Raw genomic sequence first — 10,600 nt, 5'->3', positions numbered from 1 at the left:
CCGAGTCGATTTCACACAACGTCAGTCTATCGGGGCCTTTGGCATTTTTCTTGGTCGTCCACGCTTCGCCGGAGCGACGCGCCGCTCAGTCAACTTGCTGATTTCTTTCTGAAACGACGCTGATCCCAGCAACCATCCTTTTTGCACAGCATTGTCTAACTGTGCCATATCCGCGACAGATAAGGATTGGCTCATCATTTCCTTGTAATTTGCTTCCCGTTGAAAGGGTGTATTTCCCAAAGCCCAAAATATGGGATGATCTGATACCAGAGGATCTGTCCTCTGTCCGATATGATGCTGGTAACTTGACCACGGATACTCACTCGCATCGGTAACCAATCCACTACGCAGGGGGCTGCCCTCCACATACAAACTGCACTGCAGGAAATGCCGCTCTGCCTCCAACACGGTCGCTTTATATCGTCCCTGCCACAGACTCCCGGATCGCTGATATTTCCGGTTGAAATAAGGTACGTAGTAACGCCCCACCCATTGCATAAATTTACTCAAACCCTGTTCATCTGAGGGTGTCAGTAAAAGATGAAAATGATCCGGCATCAAAATATAAGCGTGGATCGCAACTTGAAACTGCTTTGCCGCCTGCGCAAGCCAACTCAGAAAAGTCGTGTAATCCTCGTTATCCCTGAATAACAGTATCCCTTCATGGCTCCGCTGTAATACGTGATGCAAAGTCTGAGGAATTACTAAACGGGGTAGCCTTGCCATAACAGTTATCTGTGCTCAAAAAACTCATTGTAAAACAAGGCCGCATAAATCTTATGACTGATTTGAATTGAAGAAGCCGGATAAGACAATGCGGATAAATAGAGACACAATTTCTTTTATCTACATTGGAATTGCGCCGAAACAAAAAATCAGTGCAATTACGTAAGTAGTTCCCCCATATAATTTGATCTCGTATGACGCTGCAGTGTTCGTATCACTGCTTTTTTCATATCCGATTTTCATCATACCCAAATAAAAGAATCCTCAATCAATGCGTCTCTTGCATTAGAAAAATGGAATACATATGAACTCACTATTCAAACAGCTCTCCGTCGGAAAACGACTAGGCGTAGGCTTCGCCCTTATCCTCGTCTTTTCCATTTTCGCCACGTTGGTCGGCTTAACACAATTGCACAATGTCGCGACCTCAACGAAGACCTTACTGGAAGAGCCCCTTGCTGCCGAACGTATGATCAGCGACTGGTACCGTAATATCCACTCCGGCATACGTCGTGCAACAGCGATCGCGAAAAGCAGCGATCCTTCTCTAGCTGCTTTTTTTGCAGAAGAACAAGCAGAGTCCACTAAGAACTCGTCGGCACTACTTAAGGGAATTACAGAAAAATTCCAAAGCGAGCAAGAGAAAAAAATGCTGAAAGAAGTTGAGCAATTGCGAGCTGGCTATTTATCGTCACGGGATCAGATAAGTGCATTAAAAAAAGCAGGCAATGCAGAAGAAGCAAGCAAAGTTCTGGAAAAAGTGTTTATACCTGCGTCGGCCACCTTCATTAAAAAAGTAGAAGAAATGCAGGCACTGCAACGCTCACAGATCGACGCAATGGCCGCAGAGATTCAGGCGAATTACGAACGCAGCCGTACTTTACTCATCGTTTTGATTCTTCTCACCACCACTCTGGCTATCGTCACCGGCTGGCTGCTCACCCGTTCGATTACAGAACCCTTGATTCAGGCAACGAATGTCGCTCAGAAAATGGCGATGGGCGATTTGACGGAGGTCGTTGACGTTCACCGTAACGATGAAATCGGTACCTTGATCACTGCCATTAACGGTGTCAGCAGCGGTCTGAGTCATGTGATTGCCGATGTGCGTAATGGCACCGACGCGATTAATGTTGCCGCTGCTGAAATCGCTTCCGGTAATGCTGATTTATCGTCCAGAACTGAATCTCAGGCCAGTTCGCTCGAAGAGACGGCATCTTCGATGGAAGAGCTGACTTCAACAGTGAAACAAAATGCGGACAATGCGCGTCAGGCAAATCAGTTGGTGGTGACGGCAACGGGTGTGGCGATTAAAGGGGGAGAAGTCGTTGATCAGGTCGTCGAAACGATGGGTTCAATCAAGGCCAGCTCGAATAAGATTGTCGATATTATTGCGGTGATTGATGGGATTGCCTTTCAGACGAATATTCTGGCGTTGAATGCAGCCGTCGAGGCCGCTCGTGCGGGTGAACAGGGTCGTGGTTTCGCAGTGGTTGCATCGGAAGTGCGTAATCTGGCACAGCGTAGTGCTTCGGCAGCGAAAGAGATTAAGCAGTTGATTGATGACTCTGTCAGTAAAGTGGAGCACGGTAGTCGTCTGGTGGATAACGCCGGTAGCACGATGCAGGAAATCGTGACCAGCGTGCAGCGTGTCGCTGACATCATGTCGGAAATCAGTTCTGCCAGTCAGGAACAGAGCGCTGGTATTGAGCAAGTGAATATGGCGATCAATCAAATGGATGAGATGACGCAACAGAATGCTGCGCTGGTTGAGGAAGCGGCTGCTGCGGCGGAAAGTATGCGTGAACAATCTGATAATCTGACGCAAGTCGTGGCGCAGTTCAAAATTGCGGCGCAGCTGCAAACGGCCAGCACACCGGTCAAAACACCGGCACGTGCGCTGAAACCAGCCACTGCGGCGGTGCGTCCGGTCAAAGCTGCACCTGCACCTCGCAAACAAATCACGACGGCATCAAACTCAAATCAGGACTGGGAAGAATTCTGACCGGCATGTATTAACGCTGAACGTTCCGCGTTAATACTGTCAAAACACAAAAAGCACGATCGACATTGCTGTCTGTCGTGCTTTTTTATGCGGCATCGTGGAAAAATATGAAAGCGCATTCGTTAACAACGCCGATCACTGACTGAATATACGTCAGGCCATCAGTGCATCAGAGCTTGCTAAGCTGAAGAGAACAGCTAAATTAAAAAGGCTCAATAATATTTTTCAACAATCCAGCAAAGCCCCGGTGAAGTAAAAACCTACACAAAACTATATAGATCACGATGTTGCTTTGGAACAAAAAAACGTCCTATGTCCTTCGCTGGTTAACGAATATAATGCGGGACATATGAAACCGCAGCAATTGCGGCAATGTTTTTTCTTTCATATCCGAATACCCTCGCAATCATCACATTACAACAATCCTCAATCAGTGCACCTCATGCATTAGAGAAATGGAATATATATGAACTCACTGCTCAAACAGCTCTCCGTCGGAAAACGACTAGGCCTGGGCTTCGCCCTTATCCTCGTCTTTTCTATTTTCGCTACGTTGGTCGGCTTAACACAACTCAACACAGTTGCCACATCGACCAAAACCTTATTAGAAGAACCTCTTGCAACCGAACGCCTGATCAGCGATTGGTATCGCTATATACACACAGCAATCCGCAGGACAGCCGCAATCGCGAAAAGTAGTGACCCTTCTTTAGCCGCTTTTTTTGAGGCAGAAGGGGCTGAGTCAACTAAAGTATCAGCCGACTTATTCAAATTGATCGTAAAACAACTTCAAAGTGATCAAGAAATTAAACTATTGAAAGAAGTTGAAAAACTTCGTGAAGCCTATTTGTCCACACGTAATAAAGTCGTGGCACTGAAAAAAGAGGGAAATACCGACGAAGCGAACCAGTTACTTGAAAAGACATTCATGCCGACTGCGCTAAGCTATGTGAAAAAAGTAGAAGAAATGCAGGCACTGCAACGCTCACAGATCGACGCAATGGCCGCAGAGATTCAGGCGAATTACGAACGCAGCCGTACTTTACTCATCGTTTTGATTCTTCTCACCACCACTCTGGCTATCGTCACCGGCTGGCTGCTCACCCGTTCGATTACAGAACCCTTGATTCAGGCAACGAATGTCGCTCAGAAAATGGCGATGGGCGATTTGACGGAGGTCGTTGACGTTCACCGTAACGATGAAATCGGTACCTTGATCACTGCCATTAACGGTGTCAGCAGCGGTCTGAGTCATGTGATTGCCGATGTGCGTAATGGCACCGACGCGATTAATGTTGCCGCTGCTGAAATCGCTTCCGGTAATGCTGATTTATCGTCCAGAACTGAATCTCAGGCCAGTTCGCTCGAAGAGACGGCATCTTCGATGGAAGAGCTGACTTCAACAGTGAAACAAAATGCGGACAATGCGCGTCAGGCAAATCAGTTGGTGGTGACGGCAACGGGTGTGGCGATTAAAGGGGGAGAAGTCGTTGATCAGGTCGTCGAAACGATGGGTTCAATCAAGGCCAGCTCGAATAAGATTGTCGATATTATTGCGGTGATTGATGGGATTGCCTTTCAGACGAATATTCTGGCGTTGAATGCAGCCGTCGAGGCCGCTCGTGCGGGTGAACAGGGTCGTGGTTTCGCAGTGGTTGCATCGGAAGTGCGTAATCTGGCACAGCGTAGTGCTTCGGCAGCGAAAGAGATTAAGCAGTTGATTGATGACTCTGTCAGTAAAGTGGAGCACGGTAGTCGTCTGGTGGATAACGCCGGTAGCACGATGCAGGAAATCGTGACCAGCGTGCAGCGTGTCGCTGACATCATGTCGGAAATCAGTTCTGCCAGTCAGGAACAGAGCGCTGGTATTGAGCAAGTGAATATGGCGATCAATCAAATGGATGAGATGACGCAACAGAATGCTGCGCTGGTTGAGGAAGCGGCTGCTGCGGCGGAAAGTATGCGTGAACAATCTGATAATCTGACGCAAGTCGTGGCGCAGTTCAAAATTGCGGCGCAGCTGCAAACGGCCAGCACACCGGTCAAAACACCGGCACGTGCGCTGAAACCAGCCACTGCGGCGGTGCGTCCGGTCAAAGCTGCACCTGCACCTCGCAAACAAATCACGACGGCATCAAACTCAAATCAGGACTGGGAAGAATTCTGACCGGCATGTATTAACGCTGAACGTTCCGCGTTAATACTGTCAAAACACAAAAAGCACGATCGACATTGCTGTCTGTCGTGCTTTTTTTATGCGGCATCGTACTTAGTGGAACGCGCCAGCCAATTCTGGTGTTTTTGCTTTCAGGCGGAACGCACTCAATGCTTTCGTCGCATCTGGAACCGCTGTTACTTCCGCGATGCCGCTCATTAATTCTGAAATACGGCTTTTCAACGCTTTAGCCTGGGTCGCCAATTTGAAATGCGCTGGACGCTGAGTCTGTACGATACTCCAGCGAACGATAGGCGCATGTCCACTTCCATCTAACAATGCACGATCACGCATCCATTTTTCAAAGGAACGGGAAGGCATATCGGTCTCAATCCAGATCAGATTGTCAGACGTCATCTTTTTATTATCGGAAGGGCGAACCAAAATTTCGTAAATCATTTTTCAGACTCCTGTTGGGGAATCTCCGCTGCGTTAAAAGTACGGGCAAAGATTCTATGAGTCGAAAAACGAGCCGGAAGCCACTTCGGTTGACACGTAATGTTACGAAACTAAAAAAAACTATACTTTTTTTTCATTGAAATTATAAAAAATTTATTATTTTCTTAAAAAAACTGAATTTCATCGTTTTTTTTAATTTTAAAATTTTAAATTTGGTCAACGCTTACGCTTGTTAATACAGCCTATTATTTATCGTTTTAATAATTTTTTAGTTTTCGATTTAAGCCATCTGCCCTAAGGTTTTGCGGAAACGCGCCAACGAGAGCATGAACAACACCGAACCAATTACTAACAATGCAAAAAAAGCCCGCCACACAACTTCAAACCCGGCACCGCGATACAAAATGGCCTGACTCAACTCGGTAAAATGCGTCGTTGGCGCCAGAGACATCAGCCATTGAACAAAAACGGGCATACTTTCGCGTGGCGTCATACCACCGGACAACATTTCCAGCGGCATCATCGTCAGCATCATCAACAACCCAAACTGCGGCATGCTCCGTGCCAGAGTTGCCATAAAAATTCCCATAGATGTTGTTGCAAACAGATGCAAAGTCACACCAATGAGGAATAAGGGGATGGAGCCATCAATCGGAACACGCAAGGCGCCTTGAATAATAACGGTCAGCGAGACCAACACGGCAACGAGCACAACCAATGCCATCGACCAGACTTTTGCCAACATGATTTCAGTCGGTGTCACAGGCATCACCAATAAATGTTCTACCGTACCATGCTCGCGTTCACGAATAAGCGCCGCGCCCGTCAGAATAATTGAGAGCATCGTAATGTTATTCACCAGCTCCATCAATGAGCCAAACCAGGATGGATTGAGTGCCGGATTGAAGCGCGAACGTAGTGCAAGTTCTACGGGCTGTATGGGCGTGTCACGATAACGTTGCACAAATTCATTGACTTCCCCCATGATTATTTGCTGTATCGCACCGTTGCCGGAAAATGCCTGGCTCATGCGCGTCGCATCGACATTCAACTGAAGCTGAGGTGCCTTCCCGGCAATAACATCGCGCTGAAAATCAGGTGGAATGATCAGAACAAATGTGTAGAGTCCGGCATCAAGCCCGGGGTCAACCTGAGCCTGGTTGATACGTACTGGTTTGGTAAATTGCGGTGGATAAAATGCAGAGATGATCCGCACTGATAAAGCAGAATCATCTTCATCCACAATCGCAATCGGTGCGCGGTTCAGGGTTTCCGGCATCGCCGTCCCGGCCACATAAATCGCCGCAGTGAACGTATAAATAATCAGCGCCAGCATCATGGGATCACGCCAGAGACTCCATAACTCTTTGACGCCCAGACGATAGATATTTGCCAGATGACGTTGCATATCAGCGCTCCTGTTTTTTCAGTAAGGCAATCGCCGCGCCGAGAATAACGGGAATTGCCAGTAACAAGGGCCAGAATGCCGCGTGCAAATCATCAAAACCCAGTGCCTTGCTAAAGACGCCGCGGCTGATATTAAACATATACGTTGCCGGATAAATCTGTCCGACCAGACGCCCGATACCTTCCAGCGACGAAACAGGATTGATCAGGCCGGCAAACTGAACAGCCGGAATCATCGTTCCTATCATGGTAAAAAACATGGCTGCAATCTGGCTGCGAGTCAATGCTGAAGCTAATAACCCCATTCCCGTTGAACAAATGCTGAACAACCACGCGGCAAGCAATAAAACAAAGAAATTTCCCTTTACGGGTACGTCGAATATCGTGACGGCAGCAAGGCTCATTAAAAGAAAATTCAGCATTGCCAACGCGACATACGGCACTTGCTTGCCAAGCAAAAATTCGCTGCGCGTTGTCGGAGTCACATAAAAATTAATAATCGAACCCAACTCCTTTTCGCGCACAACCGCCAGTGCCGTCAGCATTGCAGGCAACATCAACAACAATAACGGAATCACCGCTGGCACCATTGATGGCAAACTCTTCACATCCGGGTTGTACCGATAACGGGTCTCCACACTGGTGACGCCAGACAAAGTTGATCCGGTACGTTCATGCACCTGCTGTAAGAACCATTGCTGGTGCATGCCTTGCACATAGCCATTCACCGTTTCTGCGCGTTGTGGCATTGCGCCATCCACCCAGGCACCAATCTGCACAGATATACCTCGCTCTACATCGCGGGCAAAGCCAGGTGGAATTTCTATCGCCAGTGACAACTCACCGCTACGCATGCGCCGGTCAAGCTCTGCGTAGTCAGCAATCGGCGCATGCTCAACAAAATAACGGGATCCCGCAAGATTGAGTATGTAATTCTGGCTTAATACAGTTTGATCCCGGTCGAGTACGGCAAAGCGTAAGTTTTCAACGTCCATGCTGATGCCATACCCCATCACAAACATCAGCAGCAAAGATCCCAGCAAGGCCAGCGTGCTGCGAACCGGATCGCGCTTTAATTCCAGTGCTTCACGCCAGGTATAGGTGTAGATACGTCCAAGGCTGCGCCGGCAACGTTGTCTGAAGCTGGATGCTGATGTGGAGGAAGACGCAGGCATTACGGCGTTGTTGACACTATCCACCGCGTTAGCATCAGAAACAGGTTGCGGAACATCGCCTCCATCGGCTTCAAGCAGATAATCGATAAATGCTTGTTCCAGTGTTGCTGCACCCCGTTGTGCAACTAATGCTGCCGGTGCATCGCTGGCAAGTACGCGTCCCGCATGCATTAGCGAAATACGGTCGCAGCGTTCAGCCTCATTCATGAAATGAGTCGAAATAAAAATAGTGACGTGGTCGCGCCGCGCCAGCTCTATCATCAATCGCCAGAAATTATCACGTGCGACAGGATCAACGCCAGACGTCGGTTCATCCAGAATCAGCAATTCAGGTTGATGCACCATCGCAACGGCCAGTGACAGACGTTGCCGTATGCCGAGTGGCAGTTTATCCGGCAGCATGTCAACAACATCCTGCAAATCAAAACGTGCCACCATATCCGCCACACGCTCTGCTACCTCCGATTCCGGCACATGGAATAAGCGCGCATGCAATATCAGATTCTGTTGCACATTCAGCTCGGCATACAAGGAAAATGACTGCGACATATAACCGACACGACGACGAATCGCGATATCGTGTGGATTCACTTTCTGACCAAACAACCAGGCATCACCTTCAGTCGCAGGCAGCAAACCTGTCAACATTTTCATCGTGGTCGATTTACCGCAACCATTGGAACCGAGAAAGCCAAATATTTCGCCGCGCCGGATACGAAAACTGACATGGTCAACCGCCACAAAATCACCAAAACGCATCGTCAGATTTTGTGCCTCAATTGCGACAGCAGCGCTGTCGGCCATCGTCAGCGGCGGGATTTCGACTCGCTGGTGTCCACGCCGCTTGATCTCCGGCAGCAAACCAATGAAGGCTGCCTCCAGCGAGAGGGTCGCCGTTTTCTGCATCAGTTCGGCAGGTGTTCCGGTCGCCAGCACCTGACCATCATCCATCGCCACCAACCAGTCAAACCCTTCCGCTTCATCCATATACGCCGTCGCAACGATGACACTCATACCCGGACGACTGACGCGAATACGCGCAATCAGATCCCAGAACTGCGCACGAGCCAGCGGATCGACACCGGTAGTCGGCTCATCCAGAATAAGTAAATCCGGATCGTGAATCAGCGCACAACACAAACCAAGTTTCTGCTTCATACCGCCGGATAATTTGCTCGCTGGCCTATCCAGAAAAGGAGACAAGCCGGTACTGCGCGTCAATTCATCAATGCGACGACGGCTCTCAGTCGCATCATGTCCAAACAGACTCGCAAAGAATTGCAGGTTTTCTTCAACCGACAAAGTCGGGGAAAGATTCTTACCGAGCCCCTGCGGCATATATGCAATGCGGGGGCAGACCTGCTCACGATGGTGACGGCTGGCCATATCGCCGCCGAGCACGTCAAGATGCCCATACTGCAAGGCGCGCGCGCCGGAAATCAGCGATAACAAGCTGGATTTACCAACACCATCGGGGCCAATAATCCCCACCATACAATTCGCTGGGATATCCAGCGTAATATCATCCAGCGCACAAACCTTGGCGTAATTCAGCCGCAGGTTTTGACCACGCACGACAGTTGATGTTGAAGCAGACAGGCTCACGGCAGCGCTTTCAAATTAAGCGATGCTGGCCATGCAGCCTGCGTATCTGGCTTAATCCATGCCACGCCAGGTAAACCCGTTTTTACCTGTTGCAGGTACTTGAGCAATAAATCACGATCAATTCTCGCTTTCACACGAAACATCAATTTCTGACGTTCGCTGGCAGTTTCAACGGTCTTCGGAGTGAACTGCGCCGTGCTGGCGACAAACGACACTTTGGCCGGAATCACAAACTGCGGTGCCGCATCCAGAACAATACGTACTTCGCTGCCCAGCGCAACTTTCCCCGCAACGCTTTCCGGCACAAAAAACGTCATATAGACATCTGAGAGATCAACCAGATTCAGCACCTTGCCACCACCGCCCAGAATTTCACCCGGCTGCGCAACGCGATACTGAACCCGCCCGGCACGCGGCGCTTTCAATTCGCTGTCAGCCAGTTCAACATCGACGCGGGCAGTGGTCGCGGCGGCAGCCCGGACGCTCGACTGCGCTCCTGTGACTTGTGTCACGGCCGCTGTCACCGCTGCATTTGCCGCCCTGACCTGTGCCTTGGTGGCGGCAAGAGCGGCGGCTGCACTGCTGACACGTGCACGATCGTCGTCGAGTTCCTGTCCGGATGAGGCACCTTCTTTGAACAGGGTTTCCGAGCGGGCCAGTCGCCGTTGTGCCGCATCGAGTTCACTTTCGCGCTGCACCACCAACGCCTGTGTCGCCTGCAAATCACTCTCGCGTAAGGCAACCTGTGCTTCGGCACCTTTCACCGCATATTCAGCTTGCTGCTGACGTGCTACGGCTTCATCTCTTTGCGCCTGCAAACTATCGATTTGCATACGCGCCAGCAATTGCCCTGCTTTGACAAACTCACCCTCGGCAACAAGAATCTCCTGCACCCGCCCACCGAGCTTGGTCGCGACATCGATTTCAGTCGCTTCAATACGACCATTACCGCTCACCACGCTGTCACTAGGATCCGCCCCGTTCCGGCGCTGATAAACAACATAGGCAGTGATTACGATGGCAACTACTGTAACAAGCAAGACGATTTTTTTGATAGTCGGATTCATG

Annotated in this window: 7 protein-coding genes; 2 read left to right on the top strand and 5 right to left on the bottom strand. The window is 49.6% G+C overall.

Annotated elements, in window-relative coordinates:
- Window positions 1-21: 21 nt before the first annotated feature.
- The gene (locus tag H8K29_RS11795; protein ID WP_186884496.1) at window positions 22-726 is read right to left on the bottom strand and encodes a transposase; all 705 of its coding nucleotides are present in this window, start codon (window positions 724-726) and stop codon (window positions 22-24) included.
- Window positions 727-1,030: 304 nt separating this feature from the next.
- Here H8K29_RS11795 and H8K29_RS11790 point away from each other — a divergent pair, with 304 nt between their 5' ends.
- Together H8K29_RS11790 and H8K29_RS11785 are read left to right on the top strand one after the other, a co-directional pair.
- Window positions 1,031-2,731, top strand: a complete 1,701-nt coding sequence (locus H8K29_RS11790; protein WP_186897747.1) for a methyl-accepting chemotaxis protein — start codon at window positions 1,031-1,033, stop codon at window positions 2,729-2,731.
- A gap of 466 nt (window positions 2,732-3,197) precedes the next feature.
- Window positions 3,198-4,898: a methyl-accepting chemotaxis protein gene (locus tag H8K29_RS11785; protein WP_186897746.1), complete on the top strand. Its 1,701-nt coding sequence runs from the start codon at window positions 3,198-3,200 to the stop codon at window positions 4,896-4,898.
- 102 nt (window positions 4,899-5,000) lie between these two features.
- On the opposite strand, the gene H8K29_RS11780 is transcribed toward H8K29_RS11785, so the two are convergent.
- From H8K29_RS11780 to H8K29_RS11765, 4 genes are all read right to left on the bottom strand, one after another.
- Entirely contained in the window at window positions 5,001-5,345 is a 345-nt protein-coding gene (locus tag H8K29_RS11780) for a hypothetical protein (protein WP_186897745.1), read from the bottom strand.
- Window positions 5,346-5,625: 280 nt separating this feature from the next.
- Window positions 5,626-6,753 carry an ABC transporter permease gene (locus H8K29_RS11775; RefSeq protein ID WP_186884492.1) on the bottom strand — a complete coding sequence of 376 codons (1,128 nt, stop codon included), beginning with the start codon at window positions 6,751-6,753 and terminating at the stop codon, window positions 5,626-5,628.
- Between the two features lies 1 nt (window position 6,754).
- Window positions 6,755-9,532, bottom strand: coding sequence for a ribosome-associated ATPase/putative transporter RbbA (gene rbbA, locus H8K29_RS11770; RefSeq protein ID WP_186897744.1), 2,778 nt, complete (start codon window positions 9,530-9,532; stop codon window positions 6,755-6,757).
- On the bottom strand, window positions 9,529-10,599 hold the full coding sequence (locus tag H8K29_RS11765; RefSeq protein WP_186884491.1) for an HlyD family secretion protein: 1,071 nt from the start codon (window positions 10,597-10,599) through the stop codon (window positions 9,529-9,531). The genes rbbA and H8K29_RS11765 overlap by 4 nt, the downstream gene beginning before the upstream one ends.
- Window position 10,600 lies beyond the last annotated feature (1 nt).

This window comes from Undibacterium sp. CY21W (assembly GCF_014284265.1).
In the GTDB taxonomy this organism is placed as follows: Bacteria; Pseudomonadota; Gammaproteobacteria; order Burkholderiales; family Burkholderiaceae_D; genus Undibacterium; species Undibacterium aquatile.
The sequence above is the reverse complement of the archived record's forward strand: the minus strand, read 5'-3'. Positions and strand labels throughout refer to the sequence as shown.